Below are 25,404 nucleotides of genomic sequence, written 5' to 3' on the forward strand. Positions count from 1 at the left end.
GGCCTTGATATTTAAGGTCATTTAAAATTAACTATCAGTTTTGTCACTGTCAGTATCTATGACAGCTCCTTTAATTTTTAAAGCTTTAACCGGTTCGTCTGAATTAGAATATACCGTTACGGTCTTTCTAATAGGCCCAACTCTTTTAGTGTCGTACTTAACTTGGATCTCACCAGTTTCGCCCGGCATAATTGGAGCGTCTGGTTTTTTAGGTACCGTACAACCGCAGCTGGACTTTACATCTTCGATGACCAATGGGGCGTCCCCAATGTTTTTAACTTCAAAGACTCTAAGGCCGTCACTACCTTTTTTGATCTCGCCATAATCAATAGTTTCTGATTTAAATTCCATTTTAGCGACTTTCTGAGCCTGAGCTGCAGTTACACCTGCTAAAACAAGAATGGCTATTGCGATTAATTTTTTCATAATTTAAAATTTAGCGGAATAGTAAAGATAAGCTGAAATAATTCAATTCTCAAAATTTATATCATTTCAGCAGCTTTCATAATCCTTCATTAATAATTACTTTTGCCATTATTTCAAAAATCAGACCAAGAAATGGCAATTGCTTCACAATACAATGCGAAAAAAGTAGAGGATAAGTGGTATGACTACTGGATGAAAAACAACTATTTTCATTCTGAAGTTGATGAGAGAGAGCCTTATACCATTGTGATCCCTCCACCTAATGTGACAGGGGTTTTGCACATGGGACATATGCTCAATAACACCATTCAGGATGTATTGGTAAGGCGTGCGCGTTTAAAAGGATACAATGCCTGTTGGGTGCCTGGAACAGACCATGCTTCTATTGCTACAGAGGCAAAAGTAGTTGCTAAACTAAAGGCTGAAGGGATCGAAAAAAATGATCTCAGCCGTGACGAATTTCTACAGCATGCGTGGGACTGGACCCATAAACATGGAGGTATCATCCTGCAGCAATTAAAGAAACTTGGAGCTTCCTGTGATTGGGAACGTACCAAGTTCACCATGGATAAGGAAATGTCTGAATCTGTGATCAAGGTGTTCGTGGATCTTTATGAAAAAGGTCTGGTATATCGTGGTTATCGAATGGTAAACTGGGATCCCCAGGCAAAAACCACTCTTTCAGACGAAGAGGTTAATTATGAAGAAAGAAACGGTAAGCTCTACTATTTAAAATATAAAATAGATGGCAGCGATGAGTATCTTACTATCGCGACTACAAGGCCCGAGACCATACTTGGTGACACTGCTATTTGTATAAATCCGAATGACGAGAGATTTGAGCATCTAAAAGGTAAGAAGGCAATTGTTCCTATTTGTAACAGAACGATCCCTATTATTGAAGATGAGTATGTAGATATGGAATTTGGGACCGGATGTTTAAAAGTTACCCCGGCTCATGATGAGAATGATAAAAACCTGGGCGATAAACATAACCTTGATGTGATTGATATCTTTAATGATGATGGGACCTTGAACGAATATGGTTTGCATTATGAAGGTAAAGATCGCTTTGTGGTTAGAGCTGAAATCGTTGAAGAACTGGAATTGTCTGGTTTCCTCGATAAAGTTGAAGACCATGTAAATAAAGTTGGTACCAGCGAGCGTACAGGTGCGGTTATAGAGCCAAAGCTAAGTGACCAGTGGTTCCTTAAGATGAAAGAAATGGCCCAGCCAGCATTGGATGCTGTAGTTGGAGATGAGATCAATCTTGTGCCAGATAAATTCCTGAATACCTACCGTCACTGGATGGAAAATGTTCGGGATTGGAATATTTCCCGTCAGTTATGGTGGGGACACCAAATTCCAGCATATTATTATGGATCAGGCAAAAATGACTTTGTAGTAGCTGAAACTGCCGAAGAAGCATTGGAAAAGGCTAGAAAAGCTACCGCTAATCAAGATCTGAGCGCTGCAGACCTTACTCAAGATAAAGATGCGCTTGATACCTGGTTTTCTTCCTGGTTATGGCCAATGAGTGTATTTAACGGTATCCTTGAGCCTGAAAATAAAGAAATACAATATTATTATCCTACCAATGATCTTGTAACTGCACCGGAGATCCTATTTTTCTGGGTGGCGAGGATGATCATGGCAGGTTATGAATATAGAGGCGAGAGACCTTTTAAAAATGTTTATCTAACAGGAATTGTAAGGGATAAGCAAAGAAGAAAAATGTCTAAATCCCTTGGGAATTCGCCAGATCCACTTGGATTGATAGAGCAATATGGTGCAGATGGAGTGAGAGTAGGGATGTTGTTGAGTTCACCTGCAGGAAATGACCTAATGTTTGATGAGGATCTTTGTAAGCAGGGTAGTGCCTTTACCAATAAAATTTGGAATGCCTTCCGTTTAGTCAAAGGATGGGAAATTTCAGAAGAGATCGAACAACCGGAAACCGCCAGAATGGCGATCGACTGGTATCATTCTAAATTCCAGAAAACATTAAAAGAAATTGAAGATCACTATTCAAAATACAGGATAAGTGACGCATTGATGTCTACATACAAACTGGTTTGGGATGATTACTGTAGCTGGTTTCTGGAGATGGTGAAGCCGGCTTATGGTGAACCTATGGATGCAAAGACCTATAAGGAAATCATTGCTATCCTTGAAGATAACCTGAAGATCTTACATCCGTTCATGCCGTTCGTGACGGAAGAGATCTGGCAGGAAATAACCGATCGTACTCCTGAACAGGCTTTGATCATTGCGTCCTGGCCCGAAGAGACTGATTTCGATGAGAAGATCATTAGGGAGTTTGCCCATGCCGCTGAGGTGATTGCGGGGGTTAGAAAGATTAGAAAGGATAAGAACATTTCATTTAAGAACGAAATAGATCTAAGTGTCCTTAATAACGAGAATACTTCCAAAACTTTCGATTCTGTGATTGCTAAAATGGGTAATGTAGGTAACATGGAATATGTGGAAACTTCGGTTGATGGAGCTCTTGCGTTCAGGGTAAGATCGAATGAATATTTTATACCTATTGTTGGCGCTATAGATGTAGAAGCTGAAAAAGCTAAGATTCAGGAGGAACTAAGCTATACTGAAGGTTTCCTGAAATCTGTAGATAAGAAACTTTCGAATGAAAGGTTTGTAAATAACGCTCCTGAAAAAGTTGTAGAGATAGAAAAAACCAAAAAAGCCGATGCTGAAGCTAAGATCGAAGCTTTAAAGGCAAGTCTTAAAAGTCTGAGTTAAAATCTCAGATTTACCGAATAAAAAAAGAGGACATTTCGTCCTCTTTTTTTATTCTAAAGTATTTTATTAATCCTTGATTTCGCCTATATGTTCTTCTACCAGGTTTATGTAGCGTTTTTGAGCCTCTTTCTTACTTAAGTCTTTAACCTGAACCAGAGCATTGATCTTGAAAGCATTTCGTAGATCTCCCTGGTCTGTTGGCGGGATATAAAAACCATTCTTCTCGGTAGCTCGCTTATAAAGAGCGTAAAAGTGTAAAAGCACATCTGGCGGGAACTGCTTATGGGTGCTGCTCGCCATATTGTAGGCTTTTAGAAATTTTGAGTTTTCTTGTGCCATCATAATAATTATGAAGCGACATCAGCGATCACACTAACGCCTCCTTTTACTTTTTGGTTAATCTCAACATTCACTTTTGTTCCAACTGGAACAAACACATCCACACGGCTACCAAATTTGATGAATCCGCTGTCGCTTCCCTGAACAACTTCAGCACCTACTTCAGCATAATTTACGATTCTTTTGGCAAGGGCACCAGCAATCTGGCGATACATGATCTCACCTGCAATTTCATTTTTTACCACAACGGTAGTTCTTTCGTTCTCTTCGCTTGACTTTGGATGCCAGGCAACCAGAAATTTCCCGGGATGGTATTTACTAAATGTCACCTTTCCACCAACAGGGTGGCGCGTTACATGTACGTTTATAGGCGACATGAAAATTGAAATTTGCAGTCTTTTATCTTTAAAATATTCCTTTTCGTAAACTTCTTCGATCGCAACTACTTTTCCGTCAACCGGAGCAATAATATGCTTGTTATTATGGTTCGTATCTCTTTTTGGATTTCTGAAAAACTGAACGATCAGAAGAAAAAATACGATAGATACAGCAAAAATAGCAAACTTGATCCAGTATGTATTTATTAAACTGTAGGTTACGATATTTATTGCGATCAAGATGAGCGCAGTTATCGTCATTATTTTGTATCCTTCCTTATGAAACATAATTTAATATATATAAATAGGCATAAACGAACGGGCTTGCAAAGATAATACTATCTAATCTATCAAACAATCCGCCATGTCCCGGCATCAATTTTCCGCTGTCCTTAACTCCTGCCTGTCGTTTAAACTTAGATTGAATAAGGTCCCCTAATGTGCCGAAAATGCTAAGTATAATTGCCATTCCCAGCCAGGACCACATGGTTAAAAAGTGGGTATAATACCAGATTCCGTAACTCATTATAATGCTGAATACTAGGCCACCTACAAAACCTTCGATAGTCTTATTTGGTGATATTTTTTCATATAGTTTCGTTCTACCAAAGTTCTTCCCAATTAAATACGCAAATGTATCATTGGTCCATATAAGAAAAAAGATTCCTATTACCAGTTTCGGAATAAATACTCCTTCTATCGTAGGTATTAGTGTTAGAAAGATCGTGGAAGAAATAAGGTAAAATATGATAATAATGTATTTTTTCTTCTCAAAAACGGGGATCTTCTTGATCACGATAAGGTCTTTTACCAGAAACAGGTTCACAAATATCGTTATGAACAGAAGTAAGATTGTAGCGTCCTGATTAAACTTGAGAAAACTAAAGAGATAAAAAAGCAGGGCCTGTAAAATATAAAGCGCGTAACTTTTTAACCTCAGGAGCTTTTGCATCTCTATAAGGCAAACAAGGCTTAAAAGATAGAAAAGTACTATAAAAATAACCTCGGAAGACAGAATTGAAGCAACCAATATGGATGTATACAACAATCCTGAAACAGCACGAATAATGGTTTCCCTCATAAATTACAGATCTTCCAGTAGAAGCAAATATAGGTTTTTTGTACTACTTCCATAACTCATGAAATCACCCTCTTTTTGAGTTTCAAAATTTTTGATAGTGGTGATATTGGAAGGAATTTGCTGTCTGTTCTTGAATTTAATACCTCGCAAACCTTCACCAATATTGTCTATTAGCTGGCTCGTGGAGGATAATATAATGAAATTTGAAGGAAGTTCGTGAAGTTTTCTTTCTTTGATCTGGTTTGAGGAAATTAAAATGGAGCCATCATTGGCTACAAGGAATTCACAGGTAGATAAATAGAATTCAGCATCTGCCGATTTATTAAATTCCAGGTTGAAACCTTTAAATTTACTTTTTAATTTTTCATCGAAACAACAACATTGCTTCTCATACCAGTCATTTTCCAACAAAATGTTGTCGAAAGCTTCCTGAATTTCTGCTTCATCTACACAGTATAAGAATTTACCGCCGTTATTTTTAAAATTGAGCATAAAACGCTCATCGGTAGGTAGTTTAACCTCCGGCATATATTTCCCTCGGTCAGCTTTCTCAGGGACATCCTGATCCTGGTCTGCTTTCGCTTTGGGATTAAGAAACCTTTTGAATAGATTCATAGGGTTTTGGGTGTGATTCTAACTGTCATTTTATCAAAGTTAAAAAATCTGAAATTAACTAATGTTTAATTTCAGATTTTTTACTTCAACTTCTACACTACTTATTAACCGAATCGTTTTCGGTTAATTTTCCTTCTTCATCAGTATCTTTTCCTTCGGAAGGCTTGGTTTCCTGGCCATTTTCATCCTCTTTGGTAAGTTTGTTCTTTTCCTTAAAAGGTTTGCCTTCTACCTTTTCTTTTTCAAAAGGACGTTTTCCGAAGATCTTTTCAAGGTCATCCTTGAAAATAACTTCCTTGTCCAGAAGAATTTCAGCCAATTGGGTAAGTTTATCCTTATTGTGCTCCAGCAGATCTAAAGCTCTTTTGTATTGCTCTTCAATAAGATTAGAAATCTCCTTATCGATCAATTCTGAAGTTTTCTCACTATAAGGTTTGGTGAAATTGTATTCACTCTGTCCTGAAGAATCATAATAGGTAAGGTTTCCTACAGCATCATTAAGACCATAGATAGTAACCATGGCTCTTGCCTGTTTGGTAACTTTCTCAAGGTCGCTTAAAGCTCCTGTAGAGATCTTATTGAAAATCACTTTCTCTGCGGCACGACCACCAAGGGCGGCACACATTTCGTCCAGCATTTGTTCTGGCCTAACAATTAATCTTTCTTCTGGTAGGTACCATGCAGCTCCAAGAGACTGTCCACGAGGAACAATGGTAACTTTTACCAGAGGTGCGGCATGTTCCAGCATCCAGCTTACGGTTGCGTGACCAGCTTCGTGAAATGCGATGGCTTTCTTTTCAGAAGGAGTAATGATCTTGTTCTTTTTCTCGAGTCCGCCCACAATTCTATCTACGGCGTCAAGGAAATCCTGTTTTCCAACAGCTTTATTCCCTTTCCTGGCAGCGATAAGTGCAGCTTCATTACAAACATTCGCAATATCTGCTCCAGAGAATCCTGGCGTTTGTTTAGCAAGGAATTCAGTATCTAATTCATCTGCCACCTTTTTTAAAGGAGATAAATGAACTTCAAATATCTCTTTTCTTTCGTTCAGGTCTGGAAGATCTACATAAATCTGCCTGTCAAAACGTCCAGCTCTCATTAAGGCTTTATCCAGAACATCAGCACGGTTGGTTGCGGCGATCACGATTACATTCGTGTTCGTTCCAAAACCATCCATTTCTGTCAATAACTGGTTAAGTGTATTCTCACGTTCATCATTAGATCCTGAAAAATTACTTTTTCCTCTGGCTCTACCAATGGCATCGATCTCATCTATAAAAATAATAGATGGTGATTTTTCTTTTGCCTGTTTAAAAAGGTCACGTACTCTGGAAGCACCTACCCCTACAAACATTTCCACGAAATCTGAACCTGACAATGAGAAGAAAGGAACTTTCGCTTCCCCGGCAACGGCTTTCGCTAATAAGGTTTTACCTGTTCCCGGAGGTCCTACTAATAAGGCTCCTTTAGGGATCTTACCACCAAGTGCGGTATATTTTTCTGGTTGTTTCAGGAAGTCTACGATCTCCTGAACTTCTTCTTTTGCACCTTCCAAACCGGCAACGTCTTTAAAAGAAGTTTTTACATCGGTATTCTGGTCGAATAATTTTGCTTTGGACTTTCCAATATTAAAGATCTGACCTCCTGCGCCACCGCCGGCACCAGAGCTCATTTTTCTCATTATGAATATCCAGACACCAATAATCAGAATAAACGGAAGTAAGGCCCAGAAAAGATCTCCCAGGACATCACTTGAAGTATCGTAGGTTACTACGGTGTTTAGATTATTCTCATTCTTGATCTCGTTTATATCGTTCTCAAAATTTTGAAGATCACCGAACTGAAAGCTATAAGTAGGTGTTTCACCAGTAGGTAAAAATTCCTGATCTATATTTTTCTTATGAATATCCTTTTGTTTGGCTTCTTCGGTAAGATATACCCTTGCCTGGTTACGATTGATGATCTCAACCTTTTTTACATCACCACTACGCAGGTACTCCTTGAATTCGGCAGGATTTGTTTTGGCAGGTTCAGAAAAACCTCCGTCACCAAACAAATTCAGGCCTAAAAATATTATAATGATCGCAGCATAAATCCAGTAGGCACTAAATTTAGGTTTTTTGGGATCTAATTTTTTCTTTGGTTTTTGATTCGCCATTCTGTCTTTCTAATGATTTGGATTTAATAACTTGTTTCTATGGAAGTGATTTTTGCATCACCCCATAGGCTTTCAATATCGTAAAATTCCCTGATATGCTTCTGAAATACGTGAACAACAACGTTTACGTAGTCCATTAGCACCCATTCTGCATTTTCACTACCCTCGATATGCCAGGGTTTGTCTTTCAGGCTTTTACTAACTGTTTTTTGTATGGAATTGACTATGGCATTAACCTGTGTATTGGAAGTACCATTGCAGATTATAAAATAATCGCAAACTGTGTTTTCTATTTCTCTAAGGTCCAGGATATCAATATCATTCCCCTTAACTTCCTCTATCCCTTTTATAATATGTGCAATAAGTTGATCGCTGTTTTTTTCCTTTTTTGACATTAAATTAATTTATTTACGCAAATTTATCATTTTTTGCTCTTTTAAAGAGATTGTTTGCAGAAGATTTAACGCCTTATCTCTTATACTTTTATATGCGTATAATCAAAGTTAATGCCATTGATAGTACTAATTCCTTTGTTCGTAAGTTTTACGAGGGTAGTAAGGATTTTGAACCCGTTTGTGTAAGAGCGATCACCCAGACGGCGGGAAGGGGACAGCGTGGATCCAATTGGCTCACAAAAGCAGGGGAGAACCTAACTTTCAGCGTACTGTATCCTCAAAAAAAATTGAATATTTCCAGACATTTTTTGCTTAGCGCAACCATTTCCCTGGCGGTTCTGGAAGGTTTACAGACCCTGAAAATACCGGACCTGAAGGTGAAATGGCCTAACGACATTCTGTCAGCAAAAAAGAAGATAGGTGGCATTCTAATCGAAAACATAGTAAAAACCGAAGGTATAGTAGCCAGTGTAATCGGTATTGGTATTAATGTGAATCAAACAGATTTCGAAGGATTACCCCAGGCAGGCTCCCTAAAAAGTATTACTGGCGATGATTATGATATCGATGAAATTCTGGAAAAGCTGATCCTGAAAATCGAAACAAAACTTGAAGAGCTTCCGGCCAGAAGTAGTACTGAAGTATTAGAGGAATATGCCCAAAAAATGTTCCGGTTGAATATAGTTTCTTCGTTTCTGTCTAATGAAGGGGAAAAATTCAATGGAATTATTCGAGGTGTTACCACTGAAGGTAAATTGAACCTGGAAATAGAGGATGCTGTTTTTAAAACTTATGACCTCAAAGAGATACAGTTGCTTTATTAAATGAAAAAAGCCGGAAAATTTCCGGCTTTTTTTTGAATGGTAAAAAATTAAAGTTTACCAATATTTTCGGTAAGGGCAGTGATGAATTTCTTCAATGGCCCTTTGATCATCATGCTCATCATCGGGTTGAAGTTTCCTTCAAAATCCATATCCACTTCGCTTTTGCCAGCTCCGGCATCAGCAATATGTGTGCTCAGTTTAAATGGGAATTTATCTGATGTTGATCCTAGAACCACTAATTCCGGTTCTTTTGTTTCAACAATTTTCAATCTAATTTCAGGCATTCCTTTAAGCTGAAATAGAAAGGAGTCTTCAGAAATCACTTCAAATTTTTCCTTACTGCTGGGCATTATCTTTTCGTAGTTTTCAACATTGGTCAAAAACGTGTATAATTCCTGTTGGTCCTTTTCGGCGGTTACCTTTGGGCTTTCTAATTTCATGTTTATGGTTTCCAGTTGGCAGGATCTTCTCTCCATTTGCGGAGAATCCCTGCTTCTTCTGTATTGATATAATTGGTATTTTGGGCGGTCTCAATAAGGTTTTCATAGTCGCTAAGCGTATGAAGTTCTATCTCGAGATCTTTAAAATTCTCTACTGAGGTGTCAAAACCATAAGTGAAGATGGCGAACATACCTTTAACATTGGCTCCAGCTTCTTTTAAAGCTTTCACAGCATTTAGGCTGCTGTTTCCAGTGCTTATAAGGTCTTCAATAACCACTACGGTTTGTCCTTCCTCCAGATTACCTTCAATTTGATTCTGTCTGCCATGACCTTTTGGCTCGGGCCTAACATAGGCAAATGGGAGGCTTAAATATTCGGCTACCAGCATACCAATTCCTATGGCACCTGTTGCCACTGCTGCGATCACATCTGGTTTCCCATATTTTTCTTCGATCTGTTTGGCGAAATTCTCCCTTACGTAATTTCTGATCACAGGATATGACAAAATGATCCTGTTATCACAGTATATCGGAGACTTCCAACCGCTTGCCCAAGTAAAAGGTTGTTGTGGTTCTAATTTTATTGCTTTAATTTGCAACAAAAGCTCAGCAGTCTTTTTTGCTGTTTCTTTATTCAAAATCATAGCTGCAAATGTATAAAGTTTTTGTGAATGATATTCCCATAATCGTTTCCACGCAGAAAGAAATTGGGGAAAATTATACATCCTTCCCATTAAAGACGGTTCGTCTAAAAAAAGTAATCAGGAAGATTCTTAAAGGAAAATTAATGTATGTGAATCTCTATCACGCAGATGAGACCAAACTTTTAAAGCTCCTGCTTAAAAAGATGAAAGTCGTTACTGCAGCTGGAGGAATGGTTGTTAATGATAAAAAAGAAATCCTTTTTATTTATAGAAATAACCGCTGGGACCTTCCAAAAGGAAAGACCGAAAAGAATGAAAGTATTGAGGATTCAGCTATTAGAGAGGTAGAGGAGGAGACTGGAGTTCAGGATCTGGAGATCAAACGATTTATAACCAGAACTTATCACGTTTTTAAAAGAAAAGGGAAATTAAAGCTTAAAGAAACCTATTGGTATGAAATGTATACCGAATATGACGGTGATCTTGTACCTGAATTAAGTGAAGGTATCAAAAAGGCCAAATGGAAGAATTTTGAGAAAAGCCAGAAAGCCCTCAAAAAATCTTATGCTAATATTAAAATGTTATTTCCTGAAAAATACTTAGCGGGGAAGTCTGAAGACAGGGTAGCGTAAATGTGCTTCCTCGTAGTTTTCAGATCTTTTATGTAGCCAGTCTAACTGCTCGTACGAGCTATTTCTGAAATCGGAATTTTCACGTTTCTTTTTCTCGAATTCCTGCTTAAGGTCAGGATCGTTTTCTAGCATTTCCTTTGCTTCATCTTCAAAAACATAAGGAGAAAATCCCTCTTTTTGTTGAAGAACGGTGTCGAAGAAATTCCAGTTAAAGAACGAATCTACCGCTGAAGGCTCCAGGGTTTCTATTAAATACCTTGCTCCATCCTGAAATGTGGTAATTAAATAATCTCCTTTTCTAAACCTTACTTTTTCAGAAGTTTTGGAAACCTGGGTGTTCTTGTGCAAATAATGTCCTTCAAATGCAGTTTCTGAAGTTTCAAAATCCTCAATTTTATAGACCTCGACATCGATAAGAGTATCTCTTTCCAGAGGTTCCATTTTGATGTCGTTCATTTTTAAACGGTCCAAAACCTGCCACCAGCCCTGCGGAATGATGTATGCACGTGGGATTTCTATTTCCTGGGTTACTGTATAATTATCGTAATATTCTACTTCTTTGGTGAAAGGCTTATCGCGATCATATTTTAATCGTTCCTGCCCAGTAACTTCGCTGTTGATATTCTCAGCTTCATAGCCTTTAAATTCTCTTTTTGACGGATTCTCTTCATCAACCTCGAAATTCAGATTATAGCTTCTGTCTGTAAGATATTTTCGCCTGGCCTGGTTTCTTAGATCTTTGATAACCGAGCTCTCAGAATCTGTAATTTTTATCATCGATTTCATAAGCTCATAGGTTCCCATTACACGCTTATCATAAGGCTTTAGCATGTGTGTTTCCACCATCATTCCCAATGTATTCCAAAGCGTGGTATAACCCGTGGAGTATCTTGGTGTGTCCATGAATTGAGCGAAACCATTTTCTGGAACTTCATTAAAAACATTTACATAAGGCGTAATATCCCAATCTTTCGCTTTGAGAGAATCTTCCAGCGCTGGCATCATTTTCTTCTGAAGGTAACTTCCCAGGTTACCACCTAATTTATCATGCTGAGTAAATAAATGGGTTAAAGTATATTGATAATCTGCGCCGTTACTCACATGATTGTCTATAAAAACATCAGGATCCAGGTAATGAAATATTTCATAGAAGGTCTGAGCGTTCTTGGTATCTGCTTTAATAAAATCACGGTTCAGATCATAGTTTCGGGCATTTCCGCGGAAGCCATATTCCTTTGGCCCGTTTTGATTGGTCCTTGTAGTTGAGTTCCTGTTTAAAGCTCCGCCTACATTATATATGGGAATGGTAGCGATAATAGTATTTTTTGGGGAGGTAATCGAATCGCCGGCCAGGTCCCTGAACAGCATCATCGTTGCATCTATTCCATCACTTTCACCAGGATGAATGCCATTATTAATTAGCATTACACTGTGTGATTTGCGTATTTTTTCCAGGTCCTGTTCACCACTTTTATTCAGGATCACCAGGTGAAGAGGAAGACCGCTATCTGTTTTTCCGAATTCCTGAATAGTGATACTCGGATAGGCATCTGCCAGATCCTGATAAAATTTAATGACTTCTGCATAGGTTCCGGTCTCGGTGCCGCCAGATTTTTCAAAACGGGTTTCGAAATCGTAATCCTTAATAAGCCTGTATTTTGAGAAATCACAAGAGGAAAGGCTGATCATGATCCCCAATACCAACCACAGTTTTTTCATAAATTTATCTAAAAATCTAGCCGTAAACTTAATTAAAAAGTCTGAAAGCAACCAAAATCAGTTGGCTTATCTCTCCAGTAAACGATAGTTAAACCGGCCTAAAGCCATTTAATAATGCCGAATTTGTAATTTAATCCACTAATTTTTAGTTAAAATTGCGGCATAAATGCTCAGGTTTTGAAAAAATCATTAGTTCTACTTTTAATTATTAATATTCTTGGAACCTTTTCCTATGCCCAGGATTTTAAAGGAAATGTCTTAGATGCAAAGTCGGGAAGAATCCTGGAAAATGTTGAAGTGACAGATTTGAATTCCGGGAAAACCAGCTTCACAAATAACCGCGGCGAGTTTGAGTTCGATGAAATTGAATTTCCAGTTGAATTAGAGTTTAAAAGAATAGGTTACCTAAGATCGGTTCAGACCTTTCAGGGAAACGAGAGTCCAGTTAAGATTTTCCTTCAGAAAGAAATTTCCCAGCTTTCAGAAGTCATTGTAAGAAGTTCAAATATTCCCCAGGAAATCAGGAAAATTCCGGCTTCGGTGAGTCTTATTTCAGAAAATGAACTGCAACGGACAGATAATTTCAACCTGGTTCAAAACTTCAATTATGTACCCGGCATTTTTGTAAGCCAGGGTGCATTGAACACCAACAAGATCAATATTCGTGGGATTGGTTCCCGGGCACAATACAGTACAAATCGTATTAAAGCGTATATTGACGGAATTCCTTTGACTACTGCTGAAGGAGAACTTACTCTGGATGATTTTGATCCTGAATATTTAGACAGGATAGAGATCATTAAAGGTCCCGTTTCCTCCGCTTTTGGTGCCGGTCTGGGCGGCGCTATAAACCTCTACACAAAAGATCAAACCAGGGATCAAAGATCGGTCGTGGCAGACTTTAGCTATGGTAGCTTTAATACGCGGAAGACCAGGGCCAATATTAATTACGTGAAAGATAGTCTTGATCTCTCCTTCAATTACAATCAGGTGAAAAGCGATGGGTATCGGGAAAATGGAGAATATGACAGAATCTCGATGCTGGGTTCTGCAAATCTGCTGAATAAAAAAGGCAACTCCTGGTCTTTCTTTTTCTCTTATACGAATTTGAAGGCCTATATCCCAAGTTCGTTAAATGAAGATGATTTTCTGAATGATCCTGAAAAAGCAGCATTTACCTGGTATCAAGCTGCGGGTTATGAATCTTATACAAAGAATATACTGGGTATTTCGTATGAGCACAATTTCTCACCGAGCTTAAAAAATCAGACCTCTATTTTTTATAATTCGAGGGATGGTTATGAGCCGAGACCTTTTGATATTCTGGATGATGAAAGAAGGTCTTTTGGCGCCAGAACGAAGTTTAATTATCAAACATCCATTTTCAACAGATCATCAGAAATAAGTTTTGGAGCTGAAACCATGTTCGAATTTTATGAAACTGGAACCTATGAAAATCTCTATGAAGAAGCTGAAGAGAGAAGAAGTGTGCCCGGCGATCGTTTAAGTTTAAATGAGCAGGATAGAAATTATCTCAATCTTTTCGCGCAATTAAATATTGACCTTTCTTCAAAACTAACTGCAGAGGCAGGGCTTAATTTCAATACAACAGCATATGATCTGGAAGATAGATTCAATTCCGAAGAGAATAACCAATCCGGAGATTATAGATTTGAGCCGGTGCTTTCTCCAAGAGTAGGATTAAGCTATGAGGCTTTTGAAGGTAAGAACTTCTATGTTTCGGCCAGTCATGGATTTTCCACACCAACGGTGGCTGAAACGTTAACTCCGGAAGGACTAATTAATACCGATCTTAAAACTGAAACAGGCTGGAATTATGAAATCGGTTTCAAAGGAAACTGGCTGAATAATAGGCTTTATACAGAACTGAATCTTTATTCTATCCAAATTAGGAATTTATTGGTGGCAAGGAGAGTAAGACAGGATCAATATGTGGGTGTAAATGCAGGAAAAGCAGATCATAACGGAATAGAATTTACCAGTGCATATGAAACGGTTTTATCAGGTGACCTCGTACTTAGATTTTTTCTGAATTCCAGTTTCAACTTTTTCGAGTTCGAGAGGTTTGTAGATCTCGGTGAAAATTATTCCGGAAATACGATTCCCGGGGTGCCTGAATATATGATCTCCCCTGGAACCGAGGTCAGCTATAAAAATCTTAGTGCTAATATCAATTATCAGGCTTTCGGTGAAATGGCTTTGAATGATGCGAATTCGGGATATACAGACCCTTACCAACTTTTAAATTTGAAGCTTGATTATTACTGGAATTTAAGTCGTAAACTGGACCTACATTTCAATTTTGGGATCAATAATATTTTGGATGAAAAGTATGCGTCGAGTATCGTTACCAACGCTGTGGGGTTTGGAGGTTCTGCACCACGATATTATTATCCGGGAAATCCGAGAAATTTCTTTGGAGGAGTAAGGCTTAATTTGAATTTGTAATCTCAAGAGACCCTGAAATAAATTCAGGGGTGACGCTTATTGAAATTCGTCATGCTGAACTTGTTTCAGCATCTATTGAAGGTTCTCCCGTGTTTAGAATGACAATTTATTACTTTTTTCTTACCACATCTGGCACCATAAACTCATAATTGCCGCCGTGATGCATTACATCTCTAACCACAGTGGAAGAAATATGTGCTTTTCCTGAACTTGAGATCAGGAACACGCTCTCGATACCAGACATCTTATAATTGGTTTGGCCAATGGCTTTTTCAAATTCAAGGTCCTGTCCGTTTCTTAGCCCGCGAAGAATAAATCCTGCATCCTGGGATTTGCAAAAATCCACCGTAAGTCCTTTATAGGTCTCCACTCTCACTTTAGGTTCATTCTTATAGGTTTCTTTCAAAAAATGAAGCCGGTCTTCCAGGGAGAACATATATTTCTTGCTGGAATTAGTGCCAATTGCAAGAATGATTTCGTCAAATAAAGGAAGGGCACGGTCTATAATATCTGTATGTCCCAAAGTAAGCGGATCGAAAGATCCGGGAAAAACTGCTTTTTTCATCAGGCGGTTTTTGATCGGTTATGTATGTAAAAGATAATCAGAAAATATTATTTATCGTTTCAGAGCGGCTTCTATGGTACTTCCAAATAGATCTTTCAGGCTAATTCCGGCTTTTTCTGCCTGCTGAGGTAAGATACTTGCAGCACTAATTCCGGGATTTGTATTCATTTCAATGAAATGAGGTTCTCCTTCATGGAAAATAAACTCAGACCTGGATAATCCTTTCATTTTAAGTTTTTGATAGATCATAACCGCGATATCCTGAACTTTTTTAGTGTCTTCGTCAGAAATCCGGGCCGGGGTGATCTCCTGGGATTTTCCAAGGTATTTAGCTTCGTAATCGAAAAATTCACCGTCAGGGATGATCTCGGTAACCGGAAGGGCCATAACTTCTCCTTTATAGGTAATTACCCCAACAGAGACTTCAGTCCCGTCCAGGAAAGATTCAATGATCGCTTCATCATCTTCAGAAAATGCGGTTTTCGCAGCAGGAATAATTTCCTCCTCGGTCTTTACCTTAGTTACCCCAAAACTGCTTCCTGCTCGATTCGCTTTGATAAAGCAGGGCAGTCCAACCTTATCCACGATCTCTTTAGTATTGATTTCCTCGCCTTTATTCAGAAAATAATTTGTGGCAGCCTTTATACCGTAAGGTCTAAGAACGCTAATAAGATCTCTCTTGTTAAAAGTAAGGGCAGACTGGTAATAATCACAGCTGGTTTGTGGAATCCCTATCAACTCTAAATATGCCTGCAAAAGGCCATTTTCACCGGGAGTCCCGTGAATTGTATTAAAAACACAATCGAACTGAATTACCTTGTCATTGATCTTAACCGTAAAATTGCTTTTATTAATCGGGTAAGGAGTGTCGTCATCTGCCACTACAAACCATTCGCCTTTAAGAATATGTACACGATACGGCTCATATTTTTCGCGGTCAAGGTGTTTGTAAACAATATTTCCGCTGTTGATAGAAATGTGATATTCACTGGAATATCCGCCCATGGCGATGGCAATTTTTTTCTTCATATTCAATATATCCGGTTAGAAGTCGTTAAACAAAAATATCACTTAAAAGGGCAGTCACCAAAACCAAAGGGTTTTATATCTTTGCGCATTATCTAAAAACTATGGGATTATTTCGATTTATATTTAGCAAGACCTTTTTAATTCAATTGGTATTGGCAGGAATCATATTGGTAATTATAGGCTTTTTCACCATGCAATGGCTGGATTATTCTACCAACCAGGACCAAAGAATAGAAGTTCCAGATCTGGCTAAAATGAATCTTGATGTAGTTGAAGACAGGTTGGAAGAACTGGACCTTGCTTACGAGATCCTGGATTCAGCTAATTTTAATCCTGATTTTCCAAGGTATTCTGTGATTGACCAGGTACCTGCTCCAGGCAAATTTGTTAAGGAAGACAGAAAAATATACCTAACCCTTAACCCTTCAGGTTATAGAAAAATTGAGGTACCTAATAATCTGATTAGAAAGACGAGAAGACAGGTAGAACCAACTTTAAGGTCTCTTGGATTTGAAATTGGTGAGATCACCTATAAGCCGGATATTGCTGAAGATGCTGTGCTAGAACTTAGGCATAAGGGTAAATTAGTTGAACCCGGCGAGAAGTTGATGAAAACCTCAAAAATTGACCTGGTTCTTGGAGATGGAAGTGGAAGATATAGAAATAGTGATGCAGATTCTCTGGATACAGAGAGCGAACCCGAAAGTGAAGTAGATGAATTCTAATAAAGACCAGAGAGAAGAGATAGAGGATCAGGATGAGGATGAAAGTCTTTACGAGCACCATAAATTTGTAGCTGAAGTTGGGCAGAATCCCCTTAGGGTCGATAAATATTTGATGAATTTTATCGAAAATGCTACCCGTAATAAAATTCAGAAAGCTGCCAAAAGCGGGAATATCTATGTAAATGGAGAAATCGTTAAGCAGAATTATAAAGTAAAGGGAGGTGATACGGTGCAGGTGATGTTCGAGCATCCTCCATATGAATATTTACTGGTTCCCGAAGATATTCCGTTAGATATAGTTTATGAGGATGATACCTTGCTGGTGGTGAATAAACCTGCCGGCATGGTGGTGCATCCCGGTCACGGTAACTACAGCGGTACCCTAATCAACGCTCTGGTGCATCATTTTGATAACCTTCCGAATAATAGCAGTGACCGTCCCGGACTTGTACATAGGATAGATAAGGACACCAGTGGACTTCTTGTGGTTGCTAAAACAGAGGAGGCAATGGCGCATCTTTCCAAGCAATTTTTTGATAAGACCAGTGAGCGTGAGTATGTAGCGATCGCCTGGGGAAATATTGCGGAAGATGAAGGAACCATAGAAGGTAATATTGGTAGAAATCCTAAGAACAGGCTTCAGAATATTGTTTATTATGGTGACGATGCCGATAATGGAAAGCCGGCGGTTACGCATTATAAAGTAATCGAACGTCTGGGTTATGTAACCCTTGTTTCCTGTAAACTGGAAACAGGTAGAACTCACCAGATTCGTGTTCATATGAAGCATATTGGGCACACCCTTTTTAACGATGAGCGTTATGGTGGTGATAAGATCTTGAAGGGCACAACTTTCACCAAGTACAAACAGTTTGTAGACAATTGCTTTAAGATACTTCCAAGGCAAGCCTTACATGCAAAAACACTTGGCTTTGAGCACCCAAAAACAGGGGAGTGGATGAGCTTTGATACAGATCTGCCTCAGGATATGGTAGATTGTATTGAAAAATGGCGGGGATATGCTAAAAATCAGCTGGAAGACCTTTAGCATAAAAGGCTTCTATAGATTCATAAGAAACAAATTTCAGGTATTTTTCGGTTTTTCGACTGATAGGTTATCTTTGATAGAAAATTAACCGAAAAGAAATGAAAATTGTTGTTTCGCCAGCGAAAACGCTGGATTATGAATCAAAATTACCAACTACAAGAGGAACTCAACCCGAATTTCTGGAAACAGCTGCTAAGCTAAATCGTAAACTTGCGAGACAAAGCAAGAAGGAAATTTCAGAATTAATGAGCATCAGCGATAAGCTGGCAGATCTTAATTATTCCCGTTATCAGGATTTTGAGGAAGATCATGATAAAAAGAATTCCCGTCCTGCCATGTATGCTTTCAATGGAGATGTATACACCGGTCTGGATGCTTATACCATTCCGACAGATAAGATAGATAAAGTACAGGATACCCTAAGGATCCTCTCCGGGATGTATGGTATTTTGAGGCCTTTAGATCTTATTCAGCCTTATCGCCTGGAGATGGGAACATCTATTGGGATCGAACGAAAGGATAACCTTTACGAAGTCTGGAAAAAGAAGGTGACAGAATATCTGAATAATGAATTAGAAGATGATGAATTATTCCTGAACCTGGCTAGTAACGAATACTTCAAAGCAGTAGATACCAAAAAACTGAAGGTTCCGGTGATTGCCCCTGTCTTCAAGGATTTCAAGAACGGAAAATTGAAGATTATCAGTTTCTTCGCCAAAAAAGCACGTGGATCCATGGTACGCTACATCATCGATAAAGATTGTAAAACTTTAGAGGATGTAAAAGGCTTTGATTATGACGGCTATCGCTATAGTGAAGAACATACCGAAAAGGAAAATGAACCAACGTTTATCAGGTAATAGATCAGTAATCCTGAACTTTTTTCAGGATCTCTGAGAAGCTGAAACTCCCGAGGCTTCGGGACAGCTTGACGTTTCTTTAAAAAATTGTACTCTTGGAACTATTCCACCATAAACATCCATATCCACCATTTATTCCGGAAACAGCGACCAAACTAATTGTTGGCACGCTGCCACCTCCTCGATTTACCAAGCGGGAGTTCAAGGAAGATGATGTTGATTTCTGTTATGGTAGTCGCGATGGACAATTATGGATCATTCTGGACAGGATATTTGATCTGAATCTGAAATTTGAAAATACTCAGGACGCTGTTCAGCAGCGAAAGGATTTTCTAATTGATAGAGGTATCGGGATTTGTGATGTTGTTGAAAGTAGCAGGAGAGAAAAGATCGATGCTTCCGATATTGGAATGCAGAAAGTAGAATTACGGGATATGATTTCAATTTTAAGAAATCACCCTAAAGTCGATACCCTGCTTTTTACAGGTGGAAATTCGAAGAATGGTCCGGAATATTTCTTCAGGAAATATCTGAAGGAGTCTGAGTATGATATCAGGATGAAAGTAATTTCGAATAAAGCTCCGAGAATACATCAGTTTTTGCTGGATGGCAGATTAATAAAAACAGTTTCCCTGATCGCACCATCTGGAGCGGCAAATATTGCTGTAGGAAGTTCCCCTTTATATAAAGAATTAAAAAAGAAGAACCCTGAATTCAATACGATTGATTTCAGGGTTCTTCAGTATAAAGAATTTTTCTAATTTATTGCAATTCTTTTTTGTCCTGGTCTGCCAGTGTAGTTGGTTTTATCTTAAACTTTTTACGTTTAGGCCTTAATTTACCACTGGTACCAATTGCAATTTTTCCTCTTTTGGTTTTTTTATCACCTTTTCCCATTAATTATTTTTTATTCTTTTGGTCTTTAATGGTTTTCTCGTCAAAATCCACTTCGTTGGTTTGCTTCTTTCTATCGCCTAGATCACCAGTTAGTGGATCGTTATCACTTTTTCTTCTGTCTTTTTTTCCTCTGTGTTTATCTTCAATTGGACCTCCCATAATTATAGTTTTTAAGATTTACTCTAATATAAACAGAAGTAGTCTTAAAAGCTGCTAAGAGCCTGTTACAATTAGGTTAAAGCTTTAACATTTTCAATAAACCCAGGAATATTTGAAACACCAATTTTTTCGACATATTTAATGAATGCACTGCCAATGATCGCTCCTTTGGCATATTCTGTCGCCTGATCAAAAGTTTCCCGGTCTTTAATCCCGAAACCAACGATTTGAGGATTCTTTAGCTGCAGATCATTTATTCTTTTGAAATAGTCCCTGGTTTCTTCGCTAAATCCGCTTGTAGAACCTGTCACGCTCGCACTACTCACCATATAAATAAATCCATTGGAAATTGAATCGATAAATTTTATTCGCTCATTTGAAGTTTGCGGGGTGATAAGAAATACATTGATTAGCCCGTATTTCTCAAACAATTCCTGATATTTTTCATGATATACATCTACCGGAAGATCCGGGATGATGAGTCCGTCAATTCCAACCGACTGGCATTTTTTACAGAAATCTTCAACTCCGTATTGTAGGATTGGATTGAAATATCCCATAATTATTAGTGGAATTTCTACTTTCTCCCTGATGCCATCTAATTGCTGAAATAGCTTTGAAGTTGTCATTCCATTTTTCAAAGCCTTAGTTGAACTTTCCTGAATGGTTGGTCCATCTGCCAGCGGATCACTGAAAGGCAGCCCAATTTCAATAAAATCTACTCCGCTTTTTTCAAGATCCACGATGACCTTTTCGGTATCATCGATATTGGGAAATCCGGCTGTAAAATATATAGATAGCAGTTTATGATCTTCCTGCAGTTTTTGATTTATTCTGTTCATTTTCTCTGCTTACTTAAAAATTCGTCATTCTGAACTTGTTTCAGAATCTTTAGAGGCGCTGAACCAAGTTCAGCGTGACGTTTATTACAAATTAAAATATTCAATATAAGTATTAAGGTCCTTGTCCCCACGACCAGAGAGGTTTACCACCACCACATCATCTTCCTTGAACTTACGGTCCTTGAATATCGCCAGGGCATGAGAGGTTTCAATGGCAGGAATAATTCCTTCCAGTTTTGCCAGTTCGAGACCAGCTTCCATAGCGGCTTTATCAGTAATACTAATAAATTCACCTCTTCCGCTGGTAAAAAGGTTGGCATGCATGGGGCCAACTCCAGGGTAATCCAATCCGGCAGAAATGGAGTAAGGCTCAGTGATCTGGCCGTCTCCTGTTTGCATCAGTAAGGTTTTACTTCCGTGGATAATTCCCATTTTTCCTAGTGCTGAGGTTGCTGCGCTTTCTCCAGAATCAATTCCTTTTCCGGCAGCTTCCACCGCGATAATTCCCACTTCAGGATTATCCAGATAATGATAATATGCACCGGCCGCATTAGATCCGCCTCCAACGCAGGCGACCACATAATCAGGATCTTCCTTACCTTCTTTTTCTTTAAGCTGAACTTTGATTTCTTCAGATATCACCGCCTGAAATCTCGCCACCATATCGGGATAAGGATGTGGTCCAACCACTGAACCTATAATGTAATGAGTATCCACAGGGTTATTGATCCAATCCCGAATAGCTTCATTCGTAGCATCTTTTAAGGTTCGGCTTCCAGATTTTGCAGGAATCACTTTAGCACCCAACATTTTCATTCGAGCAACATTTGGCGCCTGCCTGTCTATATCGATCTCGCCCATATAAACGATGCATTCCATCCCCATAAGCGCACAAACGGTGGCTGTAGCCACACCATGCTGTCCTGCTCCGGTTTCAGCAATGATCCGCTTTTTTCCCAGTTTTTGTGCCATCAGGATCTGCCCGATAGTGTTATTTACCTTGTGAGCGCCTGTATGGCAAAGATCTTCACGTTTTAAATACACTTTTGTGCCGTATTTTTCACTGAATCTCTTAGCATAATAGAGTGGCGTGGGGCGACCCACATATTCTCTCAAAAGCTCTTTGAATTCTTTCTGAAAAGACTCTTCTTTCATAATTTCCAGGTAGCGAGAACGCAATTCCTGAACATTTGGATACAACATTTCCGGAATATAGGCGCCGCCAAATTCTCCGTAATATCCTTTTTCATCGACCTGATAGCTCATCTTATGAATTTATCTGTGTTTTGAAATCTTTCAATTCCTTTAATTTTTTTAATCCGGGTTTCAGCTCAAATTTGCTGTTAACATCTACAGCGTAAAGTAGATCCGGTTTGCCCTTTTGGTAAAAATAACTCTTTAACTCTGCAATGGCCTTGCCATGTTCCGGTCCAATTCCTCCACTAAGAAAAAATGGAGTATTGGATGGATATTCTTTCAGGATCTGCCAGTTAAATTCGGTTCCGTTTCCTCCCCTGAAAGCTCCTTTAGTATCAAACAGGAAATAGTCTACGATACCTTCGTAAGGCTTTATTTCCTGAAAATCGAAATCATCACCAACAGAAAATACCTTGATCATTTCAGGTGTATTTTCTGAACGTTGCAGTTCAGATTTGAGATCCTTACAGAAACCTGCAGATTCTTCCCCGTGAAGCTGAACGGCATTTAGATTATATTTCGAAACTTTAGTGGTGATCTCTTCAATAGTAGCATTCACGAAAACTCCAGTTTTCTTTATTTCCGAAGAAATTTCAGGAAGCTTATCGTCAAAATAACGTGGGGATTTATCATAGAAAATGAAACCCATATAATCGGGCTGAATTTCCGCAACCTGAAGCATGTTTCCAGGCTGCTGCATACCACAAACTTTGAAGCTCAATCCCAGGCTCTGTCCGGAAGCTGATACGAAAAGACTTTTATCATTCATGCTATTTTCATTCATTTATCCGATAGATTTTAAGTTTCTGATAAATTCTCTGGCTGACGCACCTGGATCATCAGTTTTCATGAAATTTTCTCCGATCAAAAAGCCCTGATAACCATAATTCTTAAGATCTGCTATGGCTTCAGTATTACTAATTCCACTTTCAGAAACCTTCACGAATTCATCAGGAATTAACTTAGCCAGATTTTTAGAATTATCAATACTTACTTCAAAGGTCTTTAGATTTCTATTATTAACCCCAATCATATCGGCATTTACCTTTAAAGATTTCTTCAATTCTTCCTCATTATGAACTTCCAGTAAAACATCCATACCAAGGGATTTTGCTGAATTAGCAAGGTGAATCAGTTGTTTTTCGGTCAAAACTGCGGCGATCAAAAGGATCACATCCGCACCATAAGCCTTTGCTTCAAGGATCTGATATTCATCTATCATAAAATCTTTCCGGAGAACGGGTAAATTAACCGAAGCCCTGGCATACAAAAGATCTTCCAGGGAGCCACCAAAATACTTGCCATCGGTAAGTACTGAAATTCCTGAAACATCAGCATCTTCATAGCCTTTAACGACATCCTGAACATTCAGATTCTGGTTGATCACAGATTTTGAAGGTGATCTTCTTTTATGTTCTGCAATAATACCCGAGCCGGTTCTTAAATTTTCAGCCAGAGAAATACATTTTCTGTCGAATAGAACTGAATTCTTCAGTTGTGAAACCGGGATCAGTGATTTTTTTAATTCAACTTCCTTGAATTTATCTGCAATGATCTTATCGAGAATGTTCATTTAATTCAATTTTGACTTAATTCCTGTAATTTTTTAAAACTTTCCAGTGCTTTCCCAGATTCCAATGATTCTTTAGCTGCCGCAAAACCATCTTGCGGACTCAGATTTCTGGAGGTAGCAATCGCCATTCCGGCATTGGCGCAAACTACATTATTTTGAGCCTCGGTGCCTTTTCCTTTTAGAATATTCATTAGAATTTCTCCAGAACTTTCAATAGATCCACCACCCGCAATTTCCGATTGTGTTAACTGTGAAACTCCGAAATCTGAAGGTTTTAAAATTCTTTCAGAATTATTGCTGATGCTTTTAGTTTCTCCGGTAAGCGAGATCTCATCATAGCCATCTAAGGCATGTAAAATTGTATAGTTCTTATCGGTATTCTGATAAAGATAAGCATACATTCTGGCTAATTCCAGACTAAAAACTCCCACGAGTTGATTCTTTGGAAAAGCAGGATTTACCATAGGTCCCAACATATTGAAGAATGTTTTCACTGCCAGGCTTTTCCTAACAGGACCTACATTTTTCATAGCGGGATGGAATAAAGGAGCGTGAAGGATACAAATATTGGCCTCGGCGATACACTTTTCTAGAAATCCGGCATCGTTACTGAATTTAATCCCAAGAGACTCCATCACGTTAGAACTTCCGCTAACCGAGGAAACACCATAGTTACCGTGCTTGGCAACTTTTACTCCAGAGCCGGCCGTGACAAATGATGAGGTTGTGGAAATATTGAAAGTATCTTTTCCGTCACCACCAGTTCCGCAGAGATCTACAGCATCATAACCCGAAAGGTCAACTTTGAGACATAGTTCAAGCAAAGCGTCCCTGAAACCTTCCAATTCTTCAATGGTAATGCTCCGCATCATATAAACTGTTAGAAAAGCAGCGATCTGGGTATCGTTGTATTTGCCTTCAGAAATATTAAAGATTACCTGCTTGGCCTCCTCTGTGCTTATTGTTTCGTGGCTGATAAGCCTGTTTAGTAGTTCTTTCATTCTTTAAATTTCGTGCTCAGGTTTTACTTCCGATTTTTCTGTTTCCCGGTTAGGTTCATATTCTACCCAATTCTGGATCATTTTTTTACCTTCCGGGGTAAGAACAGATTCGGGATGAAACTGAACTCCACGAACATCATATTCTTTATGTCTTAAAGACATTATCTCACCTTTTTCATCATAACTGGTCGCCTGTAAAACAGGAGGGAGGTTTTTTTCAACCACCCATGAATGATAACGTCCAACTTGCAATTCTTTATTGAGTCCTTTAAATATATATTCATCATCTACAAAAAGATCTATTCTGGTAGCTACACCATGGTATACATCGTCCAGATTCAGCAAGGTGCCGCCAAACACTTCACCAATGGCCTGCATCCCCAGACAAACGCCGAGTATGCTTTTTGTAGCGGCATATTTTTCAATAATTGGCTTTAACAAACCTGCTTCATCAGGAATTCCAGGTCCCGGTGATAATAAGATCTTATCGTAATCTTCAACATCATCAATATGTAGCTGGTCATTTCGTCTTACCACAACTTTACAATCCAGTTCTTCCAGGTAGTGTACCAGGTTGTAAACGAAAGAATCGTAGTTATCTATCACTAATATTTTTTTCATCTCTT

Annotated in this window: 28 protein-coding genes; 8 read left to right on the forward strand and 20 right to left on the reverse strand. The window is 38.6% G+C overall.

Translation table 11 applies throughout. From position 1 onward, the window contains the following. Nucleotides 1-27 precede the first annotated feature (27 nt). Nucleotides 28-426: a DUF1573 domain-containing protein gene (locus G3I01_RS08395; protein ID WP_219552716.1), complete on the reverse strand. Its 399-nt coding sequence runs from the start codon at nt 424-426 to the stop codon at nt 28-30. Between the two features lie 132 nt (nt 427-558). Here G3I01_RS08395 and G3I01_RS08400 point away from each other — a divergent pair, with 132 nt between their 5' ends. Then, the gene (locus G3I01_RS08400) at nt 559-3,189 is read left to right on the forward strand and encodes a valine--tRNA ligase (RefSeq protein ID WP_219552717.1); all 2,631 of its coding nucleotides are present in this window, start codon (nt 559-561) and stop codon (nt 3,187-3,189) included. Between the two features lie 66 nt (nt 3,190-3,255). On the opposite strand, the gene G3I01_RS08405 is transcribed toward G3I01_RS08400, so the two are convergent. The 6 genes from G3I01_RS08405 to rsfS all read right to left on the reverse strand — a co-directional run bounded on the left by G3I01_RS08405 (nt 3,256) and on the right by rsfS (nt 8,154). Further along, the gene (locus G3I01_RS08405; RefSeq protein ID WP_219552718.1) at nt 3,256-3,531 is read right to left on the reverse strand and encodes an acyl-CoA-binding protein; all 276 of its coding nucleotides are present in this window, start codon (nt 3,529-3,531) and stop codon (nt 3,256-3,258) included. Nucleotides 3,532-3,536: 5 nt separating this feature from the next. After that, the gene (locus tag G3I01_RS08410) at nt 3,537-4,193 is read right to left on the reverse strand and encodes a phosphatidylserine decarboxylase family protein (protein ID WP_219552719.1); all 657 of its coding nucleotides are present in this window, start codon (nt 4,191-4,193) and stop codon (nt 3,537-3,539) included. After that, a complete protein-coding gene (locus G3I01_RS08415; protein ID WP_219552720.1) occupies nt 4,183-4,986 on the reverse strand; it encodes a phosphatidate cytidylyltransferase in 804 nt (267 codons plus the stop codon). The genes G3I01_RS08410 and G3I01_RS08415 overlap by 11 nt, the downstream gene beginning before the upstream one ends. Nucleotides 4,987-4,989: 3 nt before the next feature. Next, nucleotides 4,990-5,601, reverse strand: a complete 612-nt coding sequence (locus G3I01_RS08420; RefSeq protein ID WP_219552721.1) for an LUD domain-containing protein — start codon at nt 5,599-5,601, stop codon at nt 4,990-4,992. Nucleotides 5,602-5,698: 97 nt separating this feature from the next. Continuing rightward, on the reverse strand, nt 5,699-7,759 hold the full coding sequence (gene ftsH, locus G3I01_RS08425; RefSeq protein WP_219552722.1) for an ATP-dependent zinc metalloprotease FtsH: 2,061 nt from the start codon (nt 7,757-7,759) through the stop codon (nt 5,699-5,701). Between the two features lie 23 nt (nt 7,760-7,782). Further along, the gene (gene rsfS, locus G3I01_RS08430; RefSeq protein ID WP_219552723.1) at nt 7,783-8,154 is read right to left on the reverse strand and encodes a ribosome silencing factor; all 372 of its coding nucleotides are present in this window, start codon (nt 8,152-8,154) and stop codon (nt 7,783-7,785) included. A 92-nt stretch (nt 8,155-8,246) separates the two neighbouring features. Here rsfS and G3I01_RS08435 point away from each other — a divergent pair, with 92 nt between their 5' ends. After that, entirely contained in the window at nt 8,247-8,978 is a 732-nt protein-coding gene (locus tag G3I01_RS08435) for a biotin--[acetyl-CoA-carboxylase] ligase (RefSeq protein ID WP_219552724.1), read from the forward strand. 47 nt (nt 8,979-9,025) lie between these two features. Here G3I01_RS08435 and G3I01_RS08440 read toward each other — a convergent pair whose 3' ends face one another. Beyond that, on the reverse strand, nt 9,026-9,418 hold the full coding sequence (locus tag G3I01_RS08440; RefSeq protein ID WP_219552725.1) for an SRPBCC family protein: 393 nt from the start codon (nt 9,416-9,418) through the stop codon (nt 9,026-9,028). 2 nt (nt 9,419-9,420) lie between these two features. Further along, complete coding sequence (pyrE, locus tag G3I01_RS08445; RefSeq protein WP_219552726.1) at nt 9,421-10,062, reverse strand: orotate phosphoribosyltransferase; 642 nt, start codon at nt 10,060-10,062, stop codon at nt 9,421-9,423. Between the two features lie 8 nt (nt 10,063-10,070). On the opposite strand from pyrE, the gene G3I01_RS08450 reads away from it, so the two are divergent. Further along, a complete protein-coding gene (locus G3I01_RS08450) occupies nt 10,071-10,694 on the forward strand; it encodes an NUDIX domain-containing protein (protein ID WP_219552727.1) in 624 nt (207 codons plus the stop codon). Here G3I01_RS08450 and G3I01_RS08455 read toward each other — a convergent pair. Beyond that, entirely contained in the window at nt 10,662-12,413 is a 1,752-nt protein-coding gene (locus G3I01_RS08455) for a M14 family metallopeptidase (RefSeq protein ID WP_219552728.1), read from the reverse strand. The two genes, G3I01_RS08450 and G3I01_RS08455, sit on opposite strands and share 33 nt — an antisense overlap. Nucleotides 12,414-12,590: 177 nt before the next feature. On the opposite strand from G3I01_RS08455, the gene G3I01_RS08460 reads away from it, so the two are divergent. Then, nucleotides 12,591-14,882, forward strand: coding sequence for a TonB-dependent receptor (locus G3I01_RS08460; RefSeq protein WP_257710845.1), 2,292 nt, complete (start codon nt 12,591-12,593; stop codon nt 14,880-14,882). Between the two features lie 109 nt (nt 14,883-14,991). On the opposite strand, the gene coaD is transcribed toward G3I01_RS08460, so the two are convergent. Beyond that, nucleotides 14,992-15,447: a pantetheine-phosphate adenylyltransferase gene (coaD, locus tag G3I01_RS08465; RefSeq protein WP_219546911.1), complete on the reverse strand. Its 456-nt coding sequence runs from the start codon at nt 15,445-15,447 to the stop codon at nt 14,992-14,994. Between the two features lie 51 nt (nt 15,448-15,498). Next, on the reverse strand, nt 15,499-16,476 hold the full coding sequence (locus G3I01_RS08470) for a D-alanine--D-alanine ligase (protein WP_219546913.1): 978 nt from the start codon (nt 16,474-16,476) through the stop codon (nt 15,499-15,501). 101 nt (nt 16,477-16,577) lie between these two features. Here G3I01_RS08470 and G3I01_RS08475 point away from each other — a divergent pair, with 101 nt between their 5' ends. The 4 genes from G3I01_RS08475 to G3I01_RS08490 all read left to right on the forward strand — a co-directional run bounded on the left by G3I01_RS08475 (nt 16,578) and on the right by G3I01_RS08490 (nt 19,870). Continuing rightward, nucleotides 16,578-17,201 carry a PASTA domain-containing protein gene (locus G3I01_RS08475; RefSeq protein WP_219546915.1) on the forward strand — a complete coding sequence of 208 codons (624 nt, stop codon included), beginning with the start codon at nt 16,578-16,580 and terminating at the stop codon, nt 17,199-17,201. Then, nucleotides 17,191-18,249, forward strand: a complete 1,059-nt coding sequence (locus G3I01_RS08480; protein ID WP_219546922.1) for an RluA family pseudouridine synthase — start codon at nt 17,191-17,193, stop codon at nt 18,247-18,249. The genes G3I01_RS08475 and G3I01_RS08480 overlap by 11 nt, the downstream gene beginning before the upstream one ends. Before the next feature lie 98 nt (nt 18,250-18,347). After that, nucleotides 18,348-19,109 (forward strand): peroxide stress protein YaaA, encoded by a 762-nt coding sequence (gene yaaA / locus G3I01_RS08485; protein WP_219546923.1) that lies wholly within the window; start codon nt 18,348-18,350, stop codon nt 19,107-19,109. 95 nt (nt 19,110-19,204) lie between these two features. Continuing rightward, entirely contained in the window at nt 19,205-19,870 is a 666-nt protein-coding gene (locus tag G3I01_RS08490) for a uracil-DNA glycosylase family protein (protein WP_219546924.1), read from the forward strand. A gap of 1 nt (nt 19,871) precedes the next feature. Here G3I01_RS08490 and G3I01_RS08495 read toward each other — a convergent pair whose 3' ends face one another. From G3I01_RS08495 to G3I01_RS08530, 8 genes are all read right to left on the reverse strand, one after another. After that, entirely contained in the window at nt 19,872-20,006 is a 135-nt protein-coding gene (locus G3I01_RS08495) for a 30S ribosomal protein THX (protein ID WP_089666642.1), read from the reverse strand. 3 nt (nt 20,007-20,009) lie between these two features. Then, on the reverse strand, nt 20,010-20,165 hold the full coding sequence (locus G3I01_RS08500; RefSeq protein WP_219546925.1) for a hypothetical protein: 156 nt from the start codon (nt 20,163-20,165) through the stop codon (nt 20,010-20,012). Nucleotides 20,166-20,236: 71 nt separating this feature from the next. Further along, nucleotides 20,237-21,007 carry a tryptophan synthase subunit alpha gene (trpA, locus tag G3I01_RS08505; RefSeq protein WP_219546931.1) on the reverse strand — a complete coding sequence of 257 codons (771 nt, stop codon included), beginning with the start codon at nt 21,005-21,007 and terminating at the stop codon, nt 20,237-20,239. 84 nt (nt 21,008-21,091) lie between these two features. Next, entirely contained in the window at nt 21,092-22,273 is a 1,182-nt protein-coding gene (gene trpB, locus G3I01_RS08510; RefSeq protein WP_219546933.1) for a tryptophan synthase subunit beta, read from the reverse strand. Nucleotide 22,274: 1 nt separating this feature from the next. Beyond that, the gene (locus G3I01_RS08515) at nt 22,275-22,988 is read right to left on the reverse strand and encodes a phosphoribosylanthranilate isomerase (RefSeq protein ID WP_219546935.1); all 714 of its coding nucleotides are present in this window, start codon (nt 22,986-22,988) and stop codon (nt 22,275-22,277) included. Further along, a complete protein-coding gene (gene trpC / locus G3I01_RS08520) occupies nt 22,989-23,777 on the reverse strand; it encodes an indole-3-glycerol phosphate synthase TrpC (RefSeq protein WP_219546937.1) in 789 nt (262 codons plus the stop codon). A 5-nt stretch (nt 23,778-23,782) separates the two neighbouring features. After that, the gene (gene trpD, locus G3I01_RS08525) at nt 23,783-24,778 is read right to left on the reverse strand and encodes an anthranilate phosphoribosyltransferase (RefSeq protein ID WP_219546939.1); all 996 of its coding nucleotides are present in this window, start codon (nt 24,776-24,778) and stop codon (nt 23,783-23,785) included. Nucleotides 24,779-24,781: 3 nt separating this feature from the next. After that, nucleotides 24,782-25,399 carry an aminodeoxychorismate/anthranilate synthase component II gene (locus G3I01_RS08530; RefSeq protein ID WP_219546941.1) on the reverse strand — a complete coding sequence of 206 codons (618 nt, stop codon included), beginning with the start codon at nt 25,397-25,399 and terminating at the stop codon, nt 24,782-24,784. Between the last annotated feature and the right edge of the window lie 5 nt (nt 25,400-25,404).

It is taken from the genome of Gramella sp. MT6 (assembly GCF_019357415.1).
Classification (GTDB): Bacteria; Bacteroidota; Bacteroidia; order Flavobacteriales; family Flavobacteriaceae; genus Christiangramia.